The following is a 21,673-nucleotide window of genomic DNA, read 5'->3' on the forward strand; positions in this document are numbered from 1 at the left end:
TATGAACGAGAAACCTGACTTTTCGAAAAACGCCAATATGGCCAGCACCGCGCCCGCGTTCCTGTCGGTGTGGGACATGCATTCGTATTATGGCGAAAGCTACATCGTCCAAGGCGTCAGCTTCAACGTCCACGAAGGCGAGATCCTGGCCCTGCTGGGGCGGAACGGGGCCGGGAAGACTTCGACCCTGCGCTCGATCGCGCGGGTGGGCGAACCCGAGGTGCGCCACGGCGAAATCTGGCTGGACCACAAGCCACTGCACAACATGACCAGTTACGAGGCCGCCGCCGCCGGATTGGGTCTTGTCCCCGAGGATCGGCGGATCATCCCCGGCCTGACGGTCGAGGAGAACCTGCAGCTGGCCCAGATCGCCCCGCCGATCGGCTGGTCGCTGGAACGGATCTACGAGCTGTTCCCGCGTCTGGGCGAACGGCGCAAACAAGAGGGCGTAACCCTTTCGGGCGGCGAACAGCAGATGCTGTCGATCGCCCGCGCGTTGGCCCGGGACATCAAGGTGCTGCTGCTGGACGAACCCTACGAAGGGCTGGCCCCGGTGATCGTGGACGAGATCGAAAAGACGCTGATCCACATCAAGCAGCAGGGCATGACCACCATCATCGTCGAACAGAACGCAGTGCGCGCGCTGCAACTGGCCGACCGGGCAATCATTCTGGACACCGGCTGCATCGTGTTTGACGGCACCGCCGACGAGGTGCTGGAAAACACCCAGCTGCGCGAGGAATATCTGGCGATCTGACCCGCGTCAGTTGGGCAGGCAGGCCCATTCGGCCACGACCTGCCCCCGCCGCAGGGCCAGAACCGTGCCGAATTGGTTCAGAACCGCTTCACTCTGACTGGGGCGCAGCAAGGCGATATCGCCGGGCTGCGCCCTGGTTGTTTTGGGACCCACCCAGACCTCTTGATTGCTTGAACGCCCGAACGCGCCGGAATAGCCGAACCCTTCGGGCCAGACGGGGCTGGCCAGGTAATGTCCGCCGGAAATGGCGAGGTTGGTCCGGTGCAGTCCGGGCAGGTCGATCCCCGGCACCGGGTTGCGCGGCATCACCTTGAGGATCGGCGTGGCCAGGAACAGGGCAGGCAGAAACGCCCCGGTCGATGCATGGTCAAAATCCGAAGGCTTCACCAGAACCGACCCAAAGGCGACCTCGGTCGCCGGAGTTCGTGTGGCCGGGTTCTGAAAGGTCAGGCTGCCACCGGTGTTCAGGCACAGCCCATGCGCCCCCTGCCCCAGTGCAGCGACCGCCCGTTCATATGCTTTCGCACTGGCGCGCCGCGCGCGGCGTCGGAGCAGCGCAGGCAGTTTGGCCAGATGCACCTCGTACCCCATCACGCCCGACAGGGTGGCATGGGCATGATCCGCGATCCGTGCCGCGACGCCCGCGACCTGATCGGGGGTCAACCCGCCTCGGTGCAGGCCCACGTCGATCTCGAGCGACAAGCGCAGGGTTTGGCCCGTGTCAGTGGCCAGCGACAGATACGCGTCCAGCCGCTGTGGCGTGTCGATCAGCCACTGCACCCGCCGGGCGGCGTCGGGATGTGTCTCAAGAATCCGCCGGGCGGCCGTCACCGGCAGCGGTTTGCCCAGCAGGTAATCGGTGTCCGGCTCGGCGGCCAGCAGAGCCGACAGCATGGGTTCGGAAAAGCTCATCAGGCCCGATGTCGGAATCCGGGCGCGGATATGGTCCAGCAGAGGCAGGCACGGCAGAGACTTGGCCACCATCCGTGCCTGCAAGCCGTGGCCCAACCCCGCGCGGGCGGCGTCGCAATTCCCATCGACCCGGTCCAGATCGACGACGGCAACCGGCCGATCGACACCATGATCGCGCAGCGCTTGGGCGAGATGTTCAAGATACTCTGCAGTCATGGGCGGAACATCCGGGCCAGCGCGGGTGTCAGGAACTTGCCCTTTGGGTCCAGCCGTTCACGCAATGCGCTGAAGGCATCGAAATCGGGATAGAGGCGCGACAGATCGGAATAGGTCAGGCTGTGCAACTTGCCCCAATGGGGGCGGCCACCGGCCTGCACAAATTGCGGCTCCATCGCCTCGAAATACCGCAGATGGCCTTCCTTCGCATCGGTGTGGATGGCAACCGATACCCGTGGGCCACCTTGGAAAGGTGAAAGGCAGGCGTCGTCGCCTGCGGTCTGCCGCACCTCGATCGGGAAATAGATGTCGGCGTGGTCACGCTCCAACCGCCGGATCAGTTCGGACAGCACGTCCCGGGCGTTTTCAGGCGGCAGGTGGTATTCCATTTCCTTGAACCGGACGTGCCTGTCGCTGCACAGAACACGCCAGCTTTCGCCGACATAGTCCTCGTCGGATTGGGCCATCGTCAGCAGACGCAGTAGGGCGCGCCGCAAACCGGGGCTGAGCCGACCCGCATTGCGCGCCAGCTTCAGAACCTTGACGGCGATCATGTCCAGATCGCGCGGCGCGCGGGTCTCGGGCGCGTCGGTAATGTCATGTCGGATTTCAACGGTCTTGCCGGTGAAGGGGATGTAGAAGAATTCGAAATTCCGGTTCTCGTCCCAATGCTGGTGCATGCGCTCCAGTGTGTCCTGCAGGTCCGAAAGACGCACCCGGCGGCGCAGGTTGTATTTCGGCACGACATTGATCTGCGCCTCGGTCAGGAGGCCCAGCAGCCCCAGCGAGACCTGCACCATGTTCAGCGGAATGTCGTTGGTGGTCAGGGTCTGTCCGTCAGCGCCGATCAGTCGGGCCGAGGTGATCTCGGCAGACAGGCACGGCAGGGTGCGCCCGGTGCCATGGGTCGCCGTGGCCGCCGCGCCGGCCAGAGTTTGCACGTTGATATCACCCAGATTGCGGAAGGCCTTACCGTGCTGGCCCAGGACCGGCGACAGATCGCGCAGCCGGGCATTGGCGTTGACCCAAGCCCGTGCACCTTCGATCTGCGTTACGGCAGGCAGGTCCAAGGCGGTAAGGTCAATGATATGTTGCGCGCCCGGAACCAGCGGGGTGAAGGAATGCCCTGCCCCGACCGGACGCAGGGTTTCGGCCGAGGCGATCAGCTGCTGCAGGTCTTCGGTCGTGGTCGGCCGCTTGGGCCGTATTTGGCTGGTCTGGTTGCCTGCCCAATTCTGCCACATGGCTGATCCTCCTTCCATCCGGGGCAGAGGATTGCAGCGGGGGCGATAGGGAACAAGCCCGGTTTTCAGGACGTTACGTCGGGAAAGCTGTTATTCGGCGGCAGGCCGCAGGTTGGCGACGCTGTCGAACCAGGCCTCGATGGCGTCCAGATCGGGTTCAAGCGACTGCGCCGCACCATCGGTGAAATCCACGAACTTGTCACGGTTCAGGCCGTTGACCCCGACCAGCACCGGGATATCCAGCGCCAGCGCCTCGCCGATGACGGGGCGGAACCCGCGGCCATCGGCCTCGTGCTTTCCGAACTTGTTGACGATCAGCAGTTGCGGACGGTCGGCCAAAGACGCTGTCACATAGCCAACCGCCTGCTCCAACGCGGCCGGGTCCAACCGGCATCCGCGCGACTGGCTGCCCAGCGATTGCGAGATGCGGATGGTTTCGCCATCCGGCAGCACGCGCAGGTCCATGTCGCATTTGCTGCTGTCGGCGCATTCGGTGTTGGTCTGAACCACACCGGCCAGACGGGCGCCCTTGGCCAGCAGGCGTTCGGCTACCGCGCTCAGCAAGCGGTCGGTTGCGCCGCGATCGGTGGTGGTGACATAGGCCAGGTGCATCGGCAGACCTTTCGGATTTTCATCTTGTTGTTTCAATTAGCACGCATGGGGCGCCCCTTCCAGCGCCCGCATCACGGCAGCGGAGACATCCCGATCACCGGCGCGTGCAGGTGCAACAGCGCGGCATAGGCCAGCCCCGCCACCAACCAGACCCAGGGTCGCGGCCATGGACGTGGCAGCCGCAGCGACAGGCGTGCGGTGTTGCGCGACAGGCGGGGCCACTCGGACCCCATCTCGCGCGCCTTACGTCTGTCGATCAGGGCCATGCCCATCCATGCGAAACCCGCGAACAGGCCGAACAGAACCACATGCGCCAGGCTGCCATTGGCCAGCAGATGCGCCAGCGCCCAAAGCATCATCGCCAGCAGGATCGGGTGCCGGGTGGTCCGCAGGATGCCGGGCTGCTCGGGGTCGAACGGGCGGCGTCCCAGCCCGCCGAAGGAAAACGGGTTGGTCGCCGCCAGCCCGGCCACCGCCAGCCAGCAGACGACGGGCATCACCAGCAGCGGCACCCAGCGCAGTATCGCCAGCGGCGGGATGACCTCGACATAGGGCGCGTTGGCCGCCGCCACGATCAGCCAGGCCAGAACCGCCAGCGACAGCGCCGAATAGACCGCGAAATAGGGACCGCGCCCCATCAGCCCGATCAGCCGCCCGCGCACTGCCGGACGCGCCGGAATGGCGTGGCTGAGCAGAAAGATCAGAAGTGCAACAACAAAAGCGCCCCAACCGGCCATGGTCATCTCCGCCTGTTTTGCGCCCGAGATACCGGGGGAAACGGCCCCGGTCCTTGTCCGAAATCAAGTGTGGTCGGGGGCAACTGCGCCGCCCCCGATCCAACGTTACAGGCCCAGCGCCTTGCGGCGTTCCTCGGCAAAGCCCTGCACCATGCGGTCGGCGATCAGCGCCAGGATGGCCATCGCCGCCCCGGCCGAAATGCCCAGCCCCACATCCGCCTGCCCGAGCGCCAGATAGATCGACTGGCCCAAACCGGTCGTGCCGATCAGCGCCGCGATCACCAGCATCGCAAAGGCATAGAGGATCGTCTGGTTCAGCCCCAGAAGGATCGTGGGTGCAGCATAGGGCGCACGCACGTCGCGCATGATCTGCCACTCGGTCGCTCCGCTTGAGATCGCGGCCTCCATCATCTCGTCCGGGGTGTTGACCAGCCCGTGACGGGTGTAGCGGATCATCGGCACGATCGCATAGGCGCAGATCGCCAGAAAGGCCGAGAACTCGCCGATCTGGAACACCATCAGCACCGGGATAAGGAACACGAACAGGGGAATTGTCTGCAGCATGTCGCAGATCGGGCGCACGATCTTCCAGACCGGCGACCAGACCGCGCTGGCGAGGCCGATCAGCCCGCCTACGACGGCGCAGAAGAACACCGCCGCACCGCTGAGATAGAGCGACAGCAGCGCCCTCTCCCACAGGCCCGAGATCAGGATCGTGCTCAGCAGCGCCACAGATAACGCCGCCAGACGCCAACCGCCTGCCACCCAGCCCAGCGCCGCCGCGCCGGTCAGCACGAAGGGCCATGGCAGGTTCGCGATGCCGGTCTCGAGCATGCCGATCAGGATCAGCGTGACCAGTCCACCGGTCAGGTGCCCGCGCCAAGCCATCAGCAAGGCGATCACCGCACCGGCGGCGAACAGGCCAAAGCTCATGGCCGGGGTCCACTGGAACCCCCAGGTGAAGGGCAGAACCGCCTGGCTCAGACCAATCCGCAGCGGCAGCAGCACATAGAACATCGAGTTGTTCTTGAGCGAATCCAGCCACGGCCCGTTATTCTGGGTAAAGGTGGTGAGGCCGCTGTCAACCGCCTGCGCGACCGGATCCAGCAGTGTCAGTTCGGACGGGTTGGGCAGCCGCGCCCAGAACAGCAGCGTGAACAAGACCGCAAAGCCGAGAACCGCCCAGACGACGCGGTTGTCGTGGCGTTTGCGTTCAGTGGCGAGCGTGCCGCTCATGCGGTCGATCACCACGGCAAAGACCACGATCACCATGCCGGCCAGCAGCGATTCACCGAACTGCGCCTTGCGCATGGTCAGCAGGACCTCCCAGCCGATGTCGTTGAACCCGCCGATGACCGCGGCGATGATCACCATCGACAGGGCCGCCATCAGGCACTGGTTCACACCCACCATGATCTGTGTCGCCGCCGCCGGGATTTCCACCTGGAACAGCTGCTGGAACCGGGTGCCGCCCGACATGATGGCGGCTTCCTTGATCTCGGGCTCCACGCGCTCCAACCCCAGCATCACGTTTCGCGCCATCGGCGGCGCCGCATAGATGGCCGAGGCGATCAGCCCCACCACAGGGCCAAAACCGAACAGCAGGAGCAACGGTGTCAGATAGGCAAAGGTCGGCACCGTCTGCATGATGTCCAACACCGCCTGAACGGCCGATTTCACCCGCGGCACTTCGTTGGCCAGAATGCCAATTGCACTGCCGACGATCAGCGCGACCGGGACCGATACGGCCACCAGCGCCAAGGTGTTCATGCTCTCGGCCCAATAGCCCGAGGCCAGCACGAAGGTGAGGCCTAGAAAGCCCAGCGCCGCCATGGGCAACCCGCCCAAATACCAGCCGAGTGCCGTCACCAGCCCGATCAGAATTGGCCAGGGCGTATTGCCCAGCACGAAATTGGCCCAGTTCATCGGGTAGGCCATAAGGTCGGAAAACAGCCGGGCCGCCGGTTTGATCGCGTTCAGAAACCAGTCGAGGAAGGCGCCCACCCATTGTGTGGCTGGCACTTCCCATGACGCAGGCCATTTGACGAGCCAGGGCGCGTGCGGCTCAAGCGCCAGACACAGCGCGCCCACGATCAGCGTGATCAGGGCCGCCTGCGCTCCGGCTGTCAGGTGAATCCGAGTGGGTCTGGGAACATCGGCGACGACGGTCATGCGTCATCCACCTGCAGGGCTGCGGCCAGATCCGAGGGGTGCACGGTGCCGACGATCGCGCCGGTTTCGTCATGCACCGGCACGGGCTCGTACAATGCCATACAGCGCGCCAGCGCCGCGTCCAATGTCATCTTTGTTGTCAGGCCAGGGTCATCGGGACCGCGCTCGGCCTCGCCCGCTTGCATGACCGAGGCGACTTTGGCGTGCTGGCCCTTGGCCACGTCCTTTGAGAACTCGCGCACATAGTCGTCGACGGGGCGCAGAACGATATCCGTCGGCGTGCCGATCTGCACAATCTTGCCGTCCCGCATGATTGCGATGCGGTCCGCCAGCTTTAGCGCTTCTTGAATATCATGCGTGATGAAGACGATGGATTTCTTCAGCGTCGCCTGAATGCGCAGGAATTCGTCCTGCAGCTGCCGCCGGATCAACGGGTCCAAGGCCGAGAACGGCTCGTCCAAGAACCAGATGTCGGGGTTTACTGCCAAAGACCGGGCGATGCCCACGCGCTGACGCTGACCGCCCGAAAGCTGCCGAGGAAAGCTGTCCTCGCGGCCCTCGAGCCCCACCAGAGAAATGACTTCCTGCGCGCGGGCCAGACGTTCTTTGCGGCCCACACCCTGCACGCGTAGCGGATAGGCGACGTTCTCGGCCACCGTCATGTGCGGGAACAGTCCGAAATGCTGGAACACCATGCCCAGTTTCTTGCGGCGCAGTTCGGTCAGCTGCTTCTTCGGGGCACCCATCACGTTGTCGCCGTCGATGCGGATCTCGCCACCCGTTCCGGGCAACAGTTGCGAGATGCAACGGATCAGGGTCGACTTGCCGGACCCCGACAGACCCATGATGACGAACAATTCACCATCGCGGACTTCGAAATTTGCATCCTGAACAGCCGGGATGAACCCCTGCTCGCGCAAATCGGCGGCGGCCTTGTCGGCGTCGTTCCCTGACCGAGACAACGCGTCGGTCAGGGCTTTTTCTGCGCCTTGGCCAAAAACCTGCCAGAGAGACTGGCAGGCAATGGCTGGCGTATTCGCGTCAGTCACTTAGGTGGCTCACTTCGTTGCCGCGTCCACGACCGGACGCCACTTGTCTTCGTTGTCCGCCATCCAGGCCGCGACAACCTCTTCGACCTTGCCGCCGTCGACATCGATCGCACCCATCATCGGCTGCTGGTCTTCGACCGCCAGTTGATAGTTGCTCAGGATTTCATACGCGGCAGGCCACTTGTCCGCCAGACCGATCCATCCGGCTTTGAAGATGCGCGAGGGCGAGAAATCGCAGTCGTTGACGGCATTGGGGTTTGGCCCCCAGGCCGGATCGTTGAAGCAGGCGTCTTCACCCGGCGGCAACTCAACGAATTTCACATCATAGGCCGACATGGCCCAATGCGGCTGCCAGAAGGTGATCAGCAGAGGCGATTTGCGTTCGGTCGAAGCGCGGAGTTCGGCAATCAGCGCGCCCTCGGACCCGGCAGGAATAGCCTTGAACGGCAGTTCAAGCCCGACCATGCGGTCTGCCCCGGGCGTACCCCAGTCAGCCGGATAGTCGACCAGACGTCCCATCGGCAGGGTCTCAGCCGTCGCAAAGTTTTGCGCGCAGTCCTTCAGCGCTTCCCACGCGGGCAGACCCGGGCACAGGTCGGCGACATGCGCCGGATATGCGATGCCTTCCTTCGCATCGAGGCCAAGGTCGCCGATTTCGACCACGGTGCCCTCTTCGATTTTCTTGGCGTATTCGTCTGACACGTTCGACGACCAGATCTCGAGCGTTGCATCGATGTCTCCGTCGGCCAGCGCCTGGAACTGGTTCAACATGCCCGCGGTGACGAATTCGACCTGGTAACCGGCGGCCTTGAGCATCTCTGCAGCGACATGCGTGGTGACGTGCTGGCCCGTCCACTCGTTGATCGCCAGTTTGATCGGCTCGTCCACCGCGCCCATGTCAGCCGCGTGCGCGGCGCCAGCGACCATGATCGCCAGAAGGCTTACATTCAGTTTTTTCATGGATTTTCTCCCTGTTTCTTTGTTTTGCCCACCCCGGCGGAAACGTGCCCGCCGGCTGACTTGTCTAACGACAATACCATGTCGCAACATGCACAAATTTGGCCGGAAAAGGAAAGCGAACAGTTCGCGTCATTCCCAATAAACGGCCTCGGTACCGCATTTCATTCCTCTCGCGCCCTCGTGTCATGGGGCGGCTTGCCCGAGGTTTCGCGGATCGGACATTGATTGACGAGTCAATCACAAACCCAATTGGGGTCGTTTGTCGAGTATTTCTTGTAACGATGGGGCAAAATCCTGATTTTCCGACTGTTTTGCCCAAATGGCAGACCGTACTGGGCGGCCGCCCTTGCATTTACCGGAACAAATTGGCAACATTTGGCGCGAAGGGAGCTTTGCGATGCACCATTTCGATGAGATCTATGGGTTGGCGGCCGACCGGCACGGCGGAGCGCACGCGCTTGAAGACAAACTGTCCAAGCCCAAATCCGCCAAGGAATTGGCCGCCCTGCCAGAGGATCGGTGGCTTTCGACAATCACAAAATGCATCTTTCAGGCTGGCTTCAATTGGAAGGTCATCGAGGCGAAATGGGACGGTTTCGAGGCGGCCTTTGACGGGTTCGACGTCGGGCGCTGCGCCTTCATGGATGATGAGAAATTCGACGCGCTGTTGCAGGACACGCGCATCGTGCGCAACGGCACCAAGATCGCCACCGTGCGCGACAACGCAGCGTTTCTTATGGAACTCCGCACGGAAGGCGGCGTTGGCAAAGTGTTGGGCGGCTGGCCATCTACCGACTATGTCGGACTTTTGGACATGCTCGCAAAACGTGGTTCTCGGTTGGGCGGGGCTTCAGCCCAGTATGCGATGCGCTTTACCGGAAGAGACAGCTTTATCCTGTCACGCGACGTAACCGCCCGTTTGATCGCCGAAGGCGTCATCGACAAGCCAGCCACCTCCAAGAAAGCGATGGCTGCGGTACAGGACGCCTTCAACACCTGGATGCGTCAATCCGGCAGGTCGTTGACCGAAATCAGCCGGGTGCTTGCGATGAGCCTCTAGAATCGCTTGCGACCGAACCACAGCGGGCTAGGGTTTGGTCATGGTCCGGTTGATTTCGATCCTGCTTTTTCTTGCTCTGTTGTCCTGCGGTCGCCCTCTGACCGAGAACGAGCGCGCCTTTGCAAGCAAGGTTCAAGGCGAAACGCTGGATCTTGACCGGGTTCGGCTGGTCGAAGGCGCGCCGGTCGCCTCCATCACGTACGAACGAAAAGCCAGACCGAGGCTGGCTTGCCGCGAGCGTATCCTGCCGCCGGTCAAGGACGAGATCGTAACCGGAAAACCGGCGGCGATCGCGCTGTTCAACCGGGTATACTTCACCAAGGACTGGTATCTTGACGACTACATGGCGCGGTACCCCGACCAGATGAACCTTGTGGCCGCCATGATCTTTGCCCATGAACTGACCCATGTCTGGCAATGGCAGAACAGGAAAACCACCGGCTATCACCCGTTGCGGGCGGCTGCCGAACATGGTGGCCGCAAGGATCCTTACCTGTTCGATCTGGATAACTCGGCCGATTTTCTCGACTACGGGTTTGAACAGCAGGGCGCCATCGTCGAGGAATATGTCTGCTGCCGCGCATTGGATCCGGACGCCCCGCGGACCCAGCGTTTGCATGACATGCTGGCCAAGCATTTCGACCCGGAAAAACTGCCGGGTGCCCGGCGAGAAAGCGACGTGGTTATCCCTTGGAGCGGTGCCAAGGTGGAAGGCATCTGCAGATGAGGTTCACTTGCCTTGCAAGGTCTTTAGATACGCGACCAGATCGGCAATCGGCTTGCTGGTCAGGATCGGCTGGCCGGCATCTGTCTTGATGGCGGTGTCCTGCCCTTCGAAATATGGCCCGTAGACCGGCATCGGACTGCCATGGCTGACCAGAGGATCACGGCCGTCTATCCGCTGCACCACACGCGCGGTCGGAAATTTACCGCCCGCGTTCCCAAGCGTCTTCAGATTGGTAGGTTGGATCAACAGCACGCCGGCCATTGGCCCATGTCCAGTCGCATCCAGTCCATGACAGGTGGCGCAATGGTGCAGGTAAAGCTGCTCCCCGGCTTCGGCATCTTGGGCTTCAGCACCTGTGGCGGCTATCGTACTGGCCATAGCCAATGCCGTAAACGTCAACAGTTTCATTGCGTTCCTCCGTTCTAACGCCAAAAGCAGGGTTGCCCGAACCGTAACGACCCGCAATGATCCAGATCAACGAAATCGGCTAAGGGGTCCGGGCCATGACACATTATGCAGCCATCATGCTCGCCGCCGGGATCGGAGTTCCGATTCTCGCCGCGCTGAATGCGGCGCTCGGAAAACTGATCGGCTCGCCCACCACCGCTGCGGTCATCCTGTTTGCAGTGGCGTTTGGGTCTTCGGCGCTGGTGATGCTGCTGTTCCCCGGAACACAAGCTTTGGCAAAGGTTGCGCAGACCCCGAAACATCTGCTGTTGGGTGGGGTTCTGATTGCCTTCTACGTGCTATCCATTACCCACGTCGCACCGCATTTCGGCGTCGGCAACGCGGTGTTCTTCGTGCTGTTGGGGCAGTTGATCAGCACCGCGGCCATTGACCATTTCGGCCTTTTCGGCGCGCAGGTCGCACCGCTGACCCTGATGCGCGCCGGCGGGATCGCGGTGATGGCCGTAGGCGTCGCGATCACTCAGCTGGCCTGAGCACACCCCCGTCCAGCCGCAGCATCCGGTCCATCCGCGCCGCCAGGTCAAGGTTGTGCGTGGCAATCAACGCCGACAGGCCGGATTCGCGCACCAGACCCATCAGCGCGGCAAAGACCTGATCCGAGGTACCTGGGTCCAGATTCCCTGTCGGCTCGTCCGCCAGCAGTACACGCGGTTCATTGGCTAGGGCCCGGCAGAAAGCCACCCGCTGCTGCTCGCCCCCCGACAAAGCTGCCGGGCGGTGGTCGGCACGGTCGGCGACGCCGACACGTCCCAGCAGATCCATCGCGCGGGCCTTGGCCGCCCTTTCGGACACCCCGTTGGCCAATTGCGGAAGCACGACATTTTCCAGCGCGGTGAATTCCGGCAGCAGGTGATGAAACTGATAGACAAAGCCCACATCCCGCCGCCGCATCGCGGTGCGGGTGCGGTCGCCCTTGCCGGTCGCATCCTGCCCGCCGATTTCGACCGTCCCGGAATCTGGCGTATCCAGAAGACCGGCGATATGCAGAAGGGTCGACTTGCCCGCCCCCGAAGGCGCCACAAGCGCCACTGCCTCGCCCGCGCGCAGTTCCAGATCGGCACCGCGCAGCACCTGCACCTCGGCGGGCGTGCCTTTCAGATAGGTCTTGGTCAGGCCGGTCAGACGCAAGGTGACATCATTCATAGCGCAGCGCCTCGACCGGGTTCAGCCGCGCCGCGCGGCGGGCCGGGAAATAGGTGACGAAGAAGGACAGGCCCAGCGACAGCCCCACCGCCTTAAGCACGTCCGACAGGTGCAGCTCGGCCGGCAAGGCATAGATGCCGCGGATCGCCGGATCCCAGACACCGCCGCCCATCACGTAGTTCACGAAAGAGAAGATCGGATCGATATATAGGGCGAACAGGCAGCCCAGGATGACGCCCATCGCGGTGCCTATGATCCCGGTGAAGGCACCACAGATGAAAAACACCCGCAGCACCGAGCCCTCACTGAGGCCGATGGTGCGCAGGATGCCGATGTCGCGCCCCTTGTTCTTGACCAGCATGATCAGGCCCGACACGATGTTCATCGCCGCGATCAGCACGAGGATCGACAGGATGATGAACATCACGTTGTCTTCGACCTCGAGCGCGCGCAGAAAACCGCCTGAGGCATCCTGCCATGTCCAGATCTGCGAGCGTTCTCCCGCCGCCTCAAGGATGGGGATCAGGATGGGGTTCAGGTCCTCGGGGCGGTCGACCATCACCTCGATCTCGTCGGCGACGCCCTCGCGGTTGAAAAAGCTCTGCGCCTCGGAAAACGGCATGTAGACGCGGGTGCGGTCGATGTCATAGCGCCCGGCCGAAAACACGTAGACCACTTCATAGGCATTCACGCGGGGCGAGGTGCCGAAGGCGGTCTTGACCCCGTTGGGCGAGGTCAGCTTGACCCGATCCCCCACCGTGGCACCGATGGCGCGGGCCACGCCCGAGCCGATGGCGATCCCCTCCTCGAACCGGGACAGGTCGCCGTAGGCCTGATCGCTTTCGGCGATACCGGGCAGGCTGTACAGGTCGTCGGGGCGGATACCGAACACCTCGACCCCGCTGCTGCGGTCGCGGTTGGTGATCAGGACCTGCCCCTTGACCAGCGGCGCGGCGCGTTGAACGCCCGGCACCTGCGCGATGCGTTCGGCCATGGCGTCGTATTCAACGATGGTGCGATCAAACTGCCCTTGCGCGTCCAGTTCGCCGGCCGAGTAGACTGTTACATGAGCGTTGGCCCCAAGAATGGTGCCTACGAATTCGGACCGGAACCCTGACCGGACCGCCAGCGTGGCGATCAGCGCGAACACGGCCAGCGTGATCCCGATCAACGAGATCCAGGTCATCACGCTTACACCGCCTTCGGCACGCCGGGCGCGCAGATAGCGCCAGGCGATCTTCCATTCGAAGGCGGCAAAGGGAGGGGGTGTTCTGGCCATTCCTGCTCCGGCAAATCTGTGGTGGGGACATTTTCGGGATTTGGCTGGATGGTCAAGCCGGTTCTGGATGTACGCGCCCGTTCAACCGGCCAGCGACGCAGTTGCATTCAGCACAGACTGGGTCGTCTCACGATCACTGATCCCCCGACACGCCAAGGCATCGAACAAGCGATCTTGGGTTTCAGGAGTCAGCATGGAAACCGCCCGGTTGTGCAGACCAAGGCTCAACAGTTCCGGTTCGTCGATCCTGGCGATCAGGTCTTCCAGCTTCTGTTGCGAATAGGTCGGCCAAAGCCCCAGCGCGGTGCTAGGTGCGTCCTCGAACCACGGGCGCAAAGCCAGATCCGACCGGAGACAAAACGCATTCAGCAGCATGAATTCCGAGGGTCTCCGGCGCGACCCGAAGAGCGACTGCACCGAACCGTAGCGTTCGTTGATCTCGTCCAACATCTCCAGAACCAACGACCTACGCACCGGGAACGGCGTCGAAAACGTCGTGGTCTTCAAAGCCTCAATATCCGGGACGGTGACCTGCAAAGCGTCCAGGCTCTGCTGCAGCCAGTTGCGGTGAAAGTCGCTTTTGACCGAAATGAACGGAAGCCGGGCGGCTCCGCCATCCGAAAAGAAATCTGCCTCAGCGAAAGACCGCAGAAACAGGTTTTTGGTGTCCAGAATAACCATCTGCTCCGCCTCGGCGATCCGTGCGGCACCCAGCTTGAGCACCTGCTGCGCGCGGTATCCGTTGTTGCCGCGCCAGCCCCCCTTTCGCACGAAAGGGATACGGTGCCGTCCTTCAATCAGAAGCCGGTCGCCCAGTGAACGCCAGGCGCATTGACCTGCCCCAAGCAGAAGGTCATCGCCCCCGACGACCCGAACCTTGGATTGCAAAGGACCGTAGGCCGCCAATATGGGCTCGATACGCGCCCGCAATGCGGTTTCGTCGACGTCATTCAGGACAACATGGATGGATGCAACCTTGGCCGGATCAGCAAATCGCGCAAAAGAACGCGCCTGCAACTCGAGCAGCGGGTAATCCTTGGAATACACTATCGTGGCAAAACTCAGCACGGTCGGGTTGCCTTTCATAATCACTTGGCGCCGCTGTATCAGCTTCTCGACCGGCCGCCAAATCCGCTTTGCCGTGTTGGCGCAGAATCAGCCATCGGGCGCAAATTCCAGCAGCGGATGATTTTCGAAAGACGATTATACCGCTGGTTGTGAAGCCCATCACAGACAGGCCCTTATTGTTTCAGGTATGAAGTCAATGTGAGGTTCAGACATTAAACTGAACTTGAAATGCAACATTTTCACAGCAACTTTGTTTCGCATTTTGCTTCTTTTAAGAAATTTTGGCACCCTGATTGTGGGGGAATACATTTTAAAGAGCGGGGGTCGCTCATGAATATTGAAAAGGAAATTGAACAGGTTGGTGCGCCAGCCACGACGATCACTTCTCAGGACATGGATTGCGAAACCGCAGCGTTGCTGCGGGCCGTCATCCGACCGCTGTTTGCCGGTGCGGCCAGTTGGGCCAGTCTAGCCGACACGCTGCGCGAAAAAGGCTATCGCCTGGCATTCCAAAGCGGGCGCATGTGCCTGATGGACCGGGCGACCGGCAAACGGCTTTGCGGGTTGCGGTTCCTGGACATCGAATTGAAGGATCTGGTCCGACGTATGGGCCGCCCCGTCGTAGTCGCCCGAGGTGACAGGGCGGATGGGGAACTACTTCGCGCGCGTCCGGCGACGGGCGGGTCCTAGTACCGCCGCCAGAACTGGACGGACCGGCGTAGAGACTTGGCAAGGCCGTGTTTGGCGGCCCGCCGGATCGGCAGTGGCGTTTCCGGGCGCCTCAGCACCTCGATGAGCAGGTTTGCCGGCATATGCCCGCGGCGATAGAACTCCGCGAAATCATCCAGATCCAATCCTTGTGCCGCACGATAATCGGCAAAGAACCGTTGCCAGACCCGGGCATAGTCCTGCCCCGTCGCTTGCTGGTCGCTGGTCTCGCCCCGGTCCCAGAACAATGAAATCGGCTCATCCATCCTTTCGCCGCGATAGCCCCCGGCAACCAGTCGCAGCATCAGGTCGTAGTCCGCGGCGATGCGAAACTGTGTGTCGTGTCCCCCCAATTCCTGAAAAACATCTCGTCTCAAAAAAACAGAATTATGGCAAAACGGCATACGCTGGAGGATGGCTTTGACCGACATCCGTTTTTCCATCTTTTCCCCGCCGTCAGCGGACCGGTGCAGGGTTGACCCAAAAAGATAGTCGGGGCGGGTCGCGGTCAATCGCTCGGCCGCCCGGTTCAGAACATCATCCGCTGCCAATGAGTCGTCGGAATTGAGGAACAGCACGTATTCGCCGCGTGCGGCTTTGACGCCGCGATTCATCGCGTCGTACAGGCCTTGGTCCGGTTCACTGATCAGCCGCGTGCGCGGCGCGTCGGCGATCAAATCCTGGATGAATTCGACCGTCCCATCCGTCGAAGCTCCGTCCTGAATGATGTGCTCGGAACGGTCGCAATTCTGCCGCGCCATGCATTCGATGACGCGGCGAAATGTGTCCTGGCGCCCTTGGGACAGCAGGTCCCAAGTCGCCGTGATCACCGAGATCAGCGGCGCGTCACCGGTTTCAGACGGAGCGCTCATAGATCTCGGCAATGCGAGTTACGGCGGCCTCGGGGCTCAGCTCTTCGCTTTCGCCCGTGCGGCGGCTGGTCAGTTCGACCACCCCGTTCTTCAGCCCGCGCGGGCCGACGGTGATACGCCAGGGCAGGCCGATCAGGTCCATCGTGGCAAACTTGCCCCCTGCCCGCTCGTTGCGGTCGTCATAGAGCGGCTCGAGCCCCAGCGCGGTCAGGGCCTTGTAGATCTTGTCACAGGCCGCGTCGGCCTCGTCATCGCCCTGTTTCAGGTTGACGATGCCGCAGTGGAACGGGGTCACGCCCTCGGGCCAGATGATGCCCTTGTCGTCGTGGCTGGCCTCGATGATCGCACCGATCAGTCGGCTGACACCGATGCCGTGGCTGCCCATGTGCACCGGAACCTGCTTGCCGTCGGGGCCTTGCACCGTAGCGCCCATCGGCTCGGAATACTTGGTGCCGAAATAGAAGATCTGCCCAACCTCGATGCCACGCGCGCTGCGGCGGCGTTCCTCGGGCACCTGCTGGAACAGGGCCTCGTCATGGGTTTCGTCCGTGCGGGCATAGAGCGAGGTGAACTCCTCCATGATCGCCTGGCACTGGGCCTTGTCGTCATAGTCGATGTCGCGCTCGCCCAGACGGATATCAGTAACCGCGCTGTCATAGAACACCTCGGATTCGCCGGTATCGGCCAACACCAGGAATTCATGCGTGTCGTCACCGCCGATCGGGCCGCTGTCCGCGCGCATCGGGATCGCCTGCAGCCCCATGCGTTCATAGGTGCGCAGATAGCTGACCAGGTGGCGGTTGTAGGCGTGCAGCGCGTCTTCTTTCGTCAGGTCGAAATTGTAGCCGTCCTTCATGTAAAATTCGCGGCCGCGCATCACGCCGAAACGGGGGCGGATCTCGTCGCGGAACTTCCACTGGATCTGGTACAGGGTCAGCGGCAGGTCCTTGTAGCTGCTGACGTGACCGCGGAAGATGTCGGTGACCAGTTCCTCGGCGGTGGGGGTATAGAGCATATCGCGGCCGTGGCGGTCCTGCATACGCAGCATTTCCTGACCGTAATCATCATAACGCCCGGATTCCCGCCACAGATCGGCGGATTGCAGGATCGGCATCTGGATCGGAATGTGCCCGGCGCGGATCTGCTCCTCGTGCACGATGTTTTCCAGCTTGCGCAGCACCTTGAAACCCAGCGGCAGCCACGAATAGATCCCGGCGGCGGCCTGCTTGATCATCCCGGCGCGCAGCATCAGCCGGTGGCTGACGATCTGGGCCTCGGACGGGTTTTCCTTGAGTACGGGCAGAAAGTAACGGCTGAGGCGCATGTTTTTACCTTGCAGGTGAGAATTCCACGGCCACGTGATTATGCGAAAGCCCCGCCGGGGGCAATCGGGCAATGGCGGATTTGCGACCTCAGGTCAGTCGGAATTTTGATTGACCCGCCAATCAGGTCTCGAAACAGTGGGAAAACTTCTGAAGACGAGGCCCCGATGCAGACCATCCGCGAACCCGCCCGAGACATCCCCGTGGTGCACAAGACTGACGTATTGGTGGTGGGCTCTGGCCCGGCAGGGCTGGCCGCGGCGCTTGCTGCCGCGCGGGCCGGGGCCGAGGTCGCTCTGCTGGACCGTTTCGGCTGCATGGGCGGCAATATCACCGCTGTCGGGGTCGAGGGCTTTGCCTGGTACCGGCACGACAAGACCATCGAGGCCGGCGGCATCGGATGGGAGTTCGAGCAACGCGCCAAGGAGATGGGCGCGGCGGTCCCGGAAAGCCAATCGCTGAGCTACGAGTTGGACAGCGAGGGCTTCAAGCTGGTGGCTGACCGGTTGGTGGAAGAGGCCGGGGTCCGCCCGATGCTGCATCGCCAGTTCGTGGCCCCGATCATGGACGGCGACCGGATCACTGGTGTGATCACCGAGTCGAAGGCGGGGCGCGAGGCAATCCTTGCCCGCATCGTGATCGACGCCACGGGTGATGCCGACGTGGCCCACCGTGCCGGCGCACCGACCCGCAAGACCGAGCCGGAACAGATGATGGCGGCCTCGGTCATGTTCCACTTGGCCGGGGTCGACAAGCGCGCCTTCATGGATGGCGTAAAGGCCGACCCGCAGACCTACAAGGACTGGGGCGGCGGCGGTGAATGGAACATCGAGACCAGCGGCAAAGAGGACGACATGTTCTCGCCCTTCGTCTACAAGCCGTTCCAGCAGGCCATCGACCAAGGCCTCATTCCGGCGCACCTGAACACCATCGCGGGCACCTGGGGTGCAATGCATGACACGGGCGAACTGACCTATATGAACCTGATCCACCTGGCCGGGATCGACGGGACTGACCCGGACAGCCTAACCAGGGGCGAGATCGAGGGCCGCCGCCAGACCAAGCTGGCGATTGACGCTCTGCGCCGGTTCATGCCCGGATGCGAAAACGCACGGCTGCGCAACTTCGGCATGACCATCGGCATCCGTGACACCCGCAAGATCGACGCGGTCTACAACATGACCGAGGACGATGTGCGCCATCAGGGCCGGTTCGAGGACACGATCGGCATCTACCCCGAGTTCATCGACGGTTTCGGCATCCTGATCCTGCCCACCACCGGGCGCTATATGCAGGTACCCTACCGCTCGATGCTGCCCAAGGGGGTGCGCGGGCTGCTGGTGGCTGGCCGGTCTCACGGGGCCGACCGCATCGCCCACGCGGCGACACGCAACATGGCCTGCTGCGCGGTGATGGGCCAAGGGGCGGGCATCGCGGCCGCCATCGCACTGAAAAGCAATCAAGAGCTGTCCGAATTGAACCTGACCCCGGTTCATTCCGAATTGGACAGACAAGGCGTGAGGATCCACTGATGGAACGCATCCCGACGATCGACATTGCGCCTTTGATGCAGGAGGCCCATCCTGACCACGGAAACATCGTCCAGCATGTTATGGATGCGTGCACCGGGATAGGTTTCCTTTCGATCACCGGCACCGGCATCCCGCCAGAGCTGGTCGAGCGGGTCCGGGTTTGCGTTCGCGCAATCTTCGACGTGGACGAAGCCAGCAAATGGCAGCAGGCGATCACCCGCGAGAACTATCGCGGATATATCCCGATGGGGTTCTTCACCCCCAATGACGGGTCGGGACATGCGGACAAGTATGAGGGCTACAAGCTGCACCACGAAGTGGCCGAAGATGCGCCCATCCGCCGGGATTGCGCGCTGTACGGATCCAACCTCTGGCCCGCAGAAATACCGGATGCGCATGGTATCATCCTGGAATACTGGGCGCGACTGGATCAGGTGGCCGACAGCTTGCTGGGCGCGTTGGAGGCCGGGCTGGAACTGCCTGCGGGCAGCCTGCGGAATGCGTTCCGCGACCCGTTGACCAACATGACTTTGCTGCACTACCCGCCGCAGGCCCCCGAAGAAGGCGGCTATGGCATCCACCCCCACAAGGACACTGACGCGTTGACCATCATCGCCCCTGACCCGGTGGGTGGACTGGAGGTCCAGACGCGGGGCGGCGGCTGGATCACTCCCGACTGCCCAACTGGTGGGTTTGTCGTCAACATCGGGGACATGCTCGAGCTCTGGTCCGGAGGGCGCCTGAAATCGACCCCGCACCGCGTGGTCAACCGATCCGGAAAGGAGCGCTACTCTTTTCCCTATTTCGCGGTACCACGGCACGACGTGGTGGTTTCTCCGCTGCTGCCGCCGCTGCCGGGATTTGACCGCCCGTCCGTACATTGCGGTCACTGGTCCGCCGAGATCTGGCGCACCAACTGGTCCGACGAGACCGCCGCCGAAGACACGCCGGAACTGGGCACTCTGCACGACTGAGACACAAAAACACTGATCCATGAACCGCTTGCATCGCGGGCCTTCATCAGCCAAGAACAAGGGCAACGACGCAGTCAGGAGGCCGCGATGGCGTTGCCGGTTCGGGATCAATTCAGATATTGGGGCATCGCCGCTGCGATATTCATATTGCTGTTGTGGCTGCTGGGCGACGTTCTGCTGCCATTCGTGATCGGCGGCGCAGTGGCCTATTTCCTGGATCCCGTAGCCGATCGGCTGGAGAACATGGGGCTCTCCCGCGCGGCTGCGACGGCGATCATTACCGTCTTCAGTATTCTTGCCTTTGCCTTGATGATCCTGATGGTGGTTCCGGCCCTGATCACTCAGCTGATCGATCTGGTGGACGTACTGCCCAGCCTGTTCCAGGAAATGCGAGCCTTCGTCGAGCGGCAATTCCCGTCGCTGTTGGACCGGGAATCGAACACCCACCAGTTCCTTCTTTCAATGGGCGACACGCTGAAGGGTAAAACAGGCGACATCCTCGAAACGGTCATGGCTTCGGTCGGGTCAGCGGTGAACATCGTGGTCCTTCTGGTGATTGTGCCCGTCGTGGCCGTCTACCTTTTGCTGGACTGGGACCGGATGATCGCCCGGATCAACGATCTGCTGCCCCGGGACCATGCACCGACGATCCGCAAACTGGCGGCCGATATTGACGCTGTTCTTGCCTCGTTCGTGCGCGGCATGGGTACGGTTTGCCTTATCCTGGGCACCTACTACGCCGTTGCCTTGATGATCGTCGGCCTACAATTCGGCCTGGTGGTCGGTTTCATCGCCGGGTTGGTCACCTTCATTCCCTATCTGGGCGCATTGATCGGCGGTACGCTGGCCATTGGCTTGGCGCTGTTCCAATTCTGGGGTGACTGGGCCTCGATCGGTCTGGTGGCAGGGATATTCGCCATCGGCCAAGTCGTCGAAGGCAATTTCCTGACGCCCAAACTGGTTGGTGACTCGGTCGGGCTGCACCCGGTCTGGTTGCTTCTGGCCTTGTCCGTTTTTGGCGCGCTATTCGGGTTTGTCGGCATGCTGATCGCCGTTCCAGTCGCTGCGGCCTTGGGCGTGCTTGCACGTTTCGGAACTTCGCAATATCTGACAAGCCGCCTGTACACGGGGCGTGACGAGCTGGATCCGGAAAGCGAGTGAATGGCCAAACAGCTGAGCTTTGATCTTCCGGCGATGACGGCGCTGGGGCGCGAGGATTTTTTCGTGTCTCCCGCGAATGCGCTGGCCGTCGCAATGATCTCGGCCAATTCTTGGCCGGGCAACAAGCTGGTCCTGAGCGGCCCGGCCGGATCGGGCAAAACCCATCTTGCGCATGTCTGGGCCGCCGAGACAGGCGGGCGTATCGTGCAGGCCTCTGATCTGAAACACGAAGATGTTCCCGCACTTGCGCAAAGTCCCGTGGCGGTCGAGGACATCCCCATGATCGCCGGGGATATAGACCAGCAGAAAACCCTGTTTCACCTCCACAATCTGGTTCTGGCCGAGGGGCATGCCCTGCTGATGACCGGGCGCCTTGCCCCCAAATACTGGGAACTGCCGCTGGCAGACCTGCAAAGCCGGGTGGAAGGTGCCCATCATGTGGCGCTTGATCCGCCCGATGATGCCTTGCTGTGCGCGGTTCTGGCCAAGCTGTTCGTCGACCGACAGCTGAACCCGGGGCCGGACGTCATCGCCTACCTCGTCAAGCACATGGATCGCCGATTTGAAACCGCAGCCGACGTGGTGGCGCAACTGGATCAGGTCGCCTTGGCAGAAAAGCGCGAGATAACACGGGCCTTGGCCGTGCGCGTTCTGAACAACGAAATCGATACGGCGGTTTCCGGTGATTGACCCATGGGGT

At 62.3% G+C, this 21,673-nt stretch carries 22 protein-coding genes; 9 read left to right on the top strand and 13 right to left on the bottom strand.

What is annotated here, in order from left to right:
- Position 1 precedes the first annotated feature (1 nt).
- On the top strand, positions 2–757 hold the full coding sequence (locus ACR0NB_RS08365; protein ID WP_093964811.1) for an ABC transporter ATP-binding protein: 756 nt from the start codon (positions 2–4) through the stop codon (positions 755–757).
- A 6-nt stretch (positions 758–763) separates the two neighbouring features.
- Here the strand turns inward: ACR0NB_RS08365 and ACR0NB_RS08370 are convergent, their stop codons facing one another.
- The 7 genes from ACR0NB_RS08370 to ACR0NB_RS08400 form a co-directional block, all read right to left on the bottom strand.
- On the bottom strand, positions 764–1,885 hold the full coding sequence (locus ACR0NB_RS08370; RefSeq protein WP_480775397.1) for an alanine racemase: 1,122 nt from the start codon (positions 1,883–1,885) through the stop codon (positions 764–766).
- On the bottom strand, positions 1,882–3,129 hold the full coding sequence (locus ACR0NB_RS08375) for a D-arabinono-1,4-lactone oxidase (protein WP_170340848.1): 1,248 nt from the start codon (positions 3,127–3,129) through the stop codon (positions 1,882–1,884). The genes ACR0NB_RS08370 and ACR0NB_RS08375 overlap by 4 nt, the downstream gene beginning before the upstream one ends.
- 90 nt (positions 3,130–3,219) lie before the next feature.
- Positions 3,220–3,741 carry a DUF2478 domain-containing protein gene (locus ACR0NB_RS08380; RefSeq protein WP_480634002.1) on the bottom strand — a complete coding sequence of 174 codons (522 nt, stop codon included), beginning with the start codon at positions 3,739–3,741 and terminating at the stop codon, positions 3,220–3,222.
- Between the two features lie 71 nt (positions 3,742–3,812).
- A complete protein-coding gene (locus tag ACR0NB_RS08385; RefSeq protein ID WP_480775398.1) occupies positions 3,813–4,478 on the bottom strand; it encodes an NnrU family protein in 666 nt (221 codons plus the stop codon).
- Between the two features lie 105 nt (positions 4,479–4,583).
- A complete protein-coding gene (locus ACR0NB_RS08390) occupies positions 4,584–6,650 on the bottom strand; it encodes an ABC transporter permease (protein ID WP_480775399.1) in 2,067 nt (688 codons plus the stop codon).
- Positions 6,647–7,699 (bottom strand): quaternary amine ABC transporter ATP-binding protein, encoded by a 1,053-nt coding sequence (locus ACR0NB_RS08395; RefSeq protein WP_093964806.1) that lies wholly within the window; start codon positions 7,697–7,699, stop codon positions 6,647–6,649. Before ACR0NB_RS08395 ends, ACR0NB_RS08390 begins: the two co-directional genes overlap by 4 nt.
- A 9-nt stretch (positions 7,700–7,708) precedes the next feature.
- Positions 7,709–8,659 carry an ABC transporter substrate-binding protein gene (locus ACR0NB_RS08400; RefSeq protein WP_480775400.1) on the bottom strand — a complete coding sequence of 317 codons (951 nt, stop codon included), beginning with the start codon at positions 8,657–8,659 and terminating at the stop codon, positions 7,709–7,711.
- 397 nt (positions 8,660–9,056) lie between these two features.
- On the opposite strand from ACR0NB_RS08400, the gene ACR0NB_RS08405 reads away from it, so the two are divergent.
- The gene (locus tag ACR0NB_RS08405; RefSeq protein ID WP_480775401.1) at positions 9,057–9,719 is read left to right on the top strand and encodes a DNA-3-methyladenine glycosylase I; all 663 of its coding nucleotides are present in this window, start codon (positions 9,057–9,059) and stop codon (positions 9,717–9,719) included.
- A 40-nt stretch (positions 9,720–9,759) separates the two neighbouring features.
- The gene (locus ACR0NB_RS08410) at positions 9,760–10,446 is read left to right on the top strand and encodes a hypothetical protein (RefSeq protein WP_170340237.1); all 687 of its coding nucleotides are present in this window, start codon (positions 9,760–9,762) and stop codon (positions 10,444–10,446) included.
- A gap of 3 nt (positions 10,447–10,449) precedes the next feature.
- Here ACR0NB_RS08410 and ACR0NB_RS08415 read toward each other — a convergent pair whose 3' ends face one another.
- Positions 10,450–10,854 (bottom strand): c-type cytochrome, encoded by a 405-nt coding sequence (locus tag ACR0NB_RS08415; protein WP_170598535.1) that lies wholly within the window; start codon positions 10,852–10,854, stop codon positions 10,450–10,452.
- Between the two features lie 95 nt (positions 10,855–10,949).
- Between ACR0NB_RS08415 and ACR0NB_RS08420 the strand changes: the two genes are divergently transcribed.
- On the top strand, positions 10,950–11,387 hold the full coding sequence (locus ACR0NB_RS08420; RefSeq protein WP_170598539.1) for a DMT family transporter: 438 nt from the start codon (positions 10,950–10,952) through the stop codon (positions 11,385–11,387).
- Here ACR0NB_RS08420 and ACR0NB_RS08425 read toward each other — a convergent pair.
- The 3 genes from ACR0NB_RS08425 to ACR0NB_RS08435 all read right to left on the bottom strand — a co-directional run bounded on the left by ACR0NB_RS08425 (position 11,371) and on the right by ACR0NB_RS08435 (position 14,422).
- Complete coding sequence (locus ACR0NB_RS08425; protein ID WP_480775402.1) at positions 11,371–12,057, bottom strand: ABC transporter ATP-binding protein; 687 nt, start codon at positions 12,055–12,057, stop codon at positions 11,371–11,373. The two genes, ACR0NB_RS08420 and ACR0NB_RS08425, sit on opposite strands and share 17 nt — an antisense overlap.
- Positions 12,050–13,336 (bottom strand): lipoprotein-releasing ABC transporter permease subunit, encoded by a 1,287-nt coding sequence (locus ACR0NB_RS08430; protein ID WP_480775403.1) that lies wholly within the window; start codon positions 13,334–13,336, stop codon positions 12,050–12,052. The genes ACR0NB_RS08425 and ACR0NB_RS08430 overlap by 8 nt, the downstream gene beginning before the upstream one ends.
- Before the next feature lie 81 nt (positions 13,337–13,417).
- Positions 13,418–14,422 (bottom strand): DUF6492 family protein, encoded by a 1,005-nt coding sequence (locus ACR0NB_RS08435; protein WP_480775404.1) that lies wholly within the window; start codon positions 14,420–14,422, stop codon positions 13,418–13,420.
- 312 nt (positions 14,423–14,734) lie between these two features.
- Between ACR0NB_RS08435 and ACR0NB_RS08440 the strand changes: the two genes are divergently transcribed.
- On the top strand, positions 14,735–15,094 hold the full coding sequence (locus ACR0NB_RS08440) for a hypothetical protein (RefSeq protein ID WP_170340824.1): 360 nt from the start codon (positions 14,735–14,737) through the stop codon (positions 15,092–15,094).
- On the opposite strand, the gene ACR0NB_RS08445 is transcribed toward ACR0NB_RS08440, so the two are convergent.
- Both ACR0NB_RS08445 and proS read right to left on the bottom strand, forming a co-directional pair.
- Positions 15,091–15,984: a glycosyltransferase family 2 protein gene (locus ACR0NB_RS08445; protein ID WP_480775405.1), complete on the bottom strand. Its 894-nt coding sequence runs from the start codon at positions 15,982–15,984 to the stop codon at positions 15,091–15,093. The two genes, ACR0NB_RS08440 and ACR0NB_RS08445, sit on opposite strands and share 4 nt — an antisense overlap.
- Positions 15,968–17,308, bottom strand: coding sequence for a proline--tRNA ligase (gene proS, locus ACR0NB_RS08450; protein ID WP_170340821.1), 1,341 nt, complete (start codon positions 17,306–17,308; stop codon positions 15,968–15,970). The genes ACR0NB_RS08445 and proS overlap by 17 nt, the downstream gene beginning before the upstream one ends.
- Before the next feature lie 165 nt (positions 17,309–17,473).
- On the opposite strand from proS, the gene ACR0NB_RS08455 reads away from it, so the two are divergent.
- The 4 genes from ACR0NB_RS08455 (at position 17,474) to ACR0NB_RS08470 (ending at position 21,663) form a co-directional block, all read left to right on the top strand.
- Positions 17,474–18,838, top strand: a complete 1,365-nt coding sequence (locus tag ACR0NB_RS08455; protein ID WP_480775406.1) for an FAD-dependent oxidoreductase — start codon at positions 17,474–17,476, stop codon at positions 18,836–18,838.
- A complete protein-coding gene (locus ACR0NB_RS08460) occupies positions 18,838–19,812 on the top strand; it encodes an isopenicillin N synthase family dioxygenase (protein ID WP_480775407.1) in 975 nt (324 codons plus the stop codon). Before ACR0NB_RS08455 ends, ACR0NB_RS08460 begins: the two co-directional genes overlap by 1 nt.
- A gap of 87 nt (positions 19,813–19,899) precedes the next feature.
- Positions 19,900–20,973 (top strand): AI-2E family transporter, encoded by a 1,074-nt coding sequence (locus ACR0NB_RS08465; RefSeq protein ID WP_170357245.1) that lies wholly within the window; start codon positions 19,900–19,902, stop codon positions 20,971–20,973.
- The gene (locus ACR0NB_RS08470; RefSeq protein ID WP_170365667.1) at positions 20,974–21,663 is read left to right on the top strand and encodes an HdaA/DnaA family protein; all 690 of its coding nucleotides are present in this window, start codon (positions 20,974–20,976) and stop codon (positions 21,661–21,663) included.
- Positions 21,664–21,673 lie beyond the last annotated feature (10 nt).

The sequence above is a fragment of the Ruegeria sp. CG3 genome, assembly GCF_056537205.1.